This is a genomic window from Streptomyces sp. WM6386 (assembly GCF_000972385.1).
Taxonomy (GTDB): Bacteria; Actinomycetota; Actinomycetes; order Streptomycetales; family Streptomycetaceae; genus Streptomyces.
On the sequence record NZ_JXTE01000263.1, the window covers coordinates 1 to 896 of the forward strand.

An 896-nucleotide genomic window follows, 5' to 3' on the forward strand; every position below is an offset into this window, starting at 1 on the left:
GAGCGCCTGCCCCGTGACGTACGCCGAGGCGCCGCTCGCCAGGAACACCGCCGCACCCGCGAAGTCCTCGGCCAGACCGTTGCGCCCGACCATCGTGCGCGCGGCCAGCTCCGCCACCTTCTCGGGGTCGGACGCCAGCCGTGCGTTGAGCGGCGTCATCAGGAAACCCGGCACGAGGGTGTTGCAGGGGACGCCGTACGGCGACCACGCCTCGGCCTGTGAACGGGCAAGCGACTCCAGCGCACCCTTGGAGACCCCGTAGGCGCCGCTCTGCACGAACGCCCGGTGCGCCTGCTGCGAGGTGATGTGGATGATCCGTCCGAAACCCCGCTCGGCCATGCCGGGCCCGAACCGCCGGCCCAGCAGGAACGGTGCCTCCAGGTTCACCGCCATCGTGGTGTCCCACACGTCCTCGCCCAGCTCATCCATCGGCGGCCGCAGATTGATCCCGGCGCTGTTGACGAGGATGTCGGGCTCCCCGAACACCTCCGCCGCCTGCTCCGCCGCCGCACGCACCCCGGCACGGGTGCCCAGGTCGCCGCTCACCCACGCCGCCCGGCAGCCCTCCGCGGTCAACTCGTCGACCGTGGCGACCAGTTCCGCCTCCTTGCGCGCCACGACCACCACACTCGCCCCGGCGCGAGCGAGCGCCCCGGCGATCGCCCGGCCGATGCCGGAACTGCCCCCGGTCACCACGGCGACCCGGCCGTCCAGGGAGAAGACTTCGGAGAGATATGTCTGCGAGCTCATGCCTCGAACCCTAGACGCACTGATCAAATCGAACGCCTGGTGGAATCGATGCGGAAGTGGAAGGTGAGCGTACGGCTCGGGCTGGAGGGGCAGGCCGGCCGCCATGGCCGTACTGCGCCGGGCGGATGTCTTCCGTGTGGCGGTGG

The 896-nt window shown here is 71.2% G+C and carries 1 protein-coding gene; it reads right to left on the reverse strand.

What is annotated here, in order from left to right; genetic code table 11:
* Window positions 1-750, reverse strand: a 750-nt coding sequence (locus TN53_RS41125; RefSeq protein ID WP_046263998.1) for an SDR family NAD(P)-dependent oxidoreductase, incomplete at its 3' end; no start/stop codon positions are given.
* Between the last annotated feature and the right edge of the window lie 146 nt (window positions 751-896).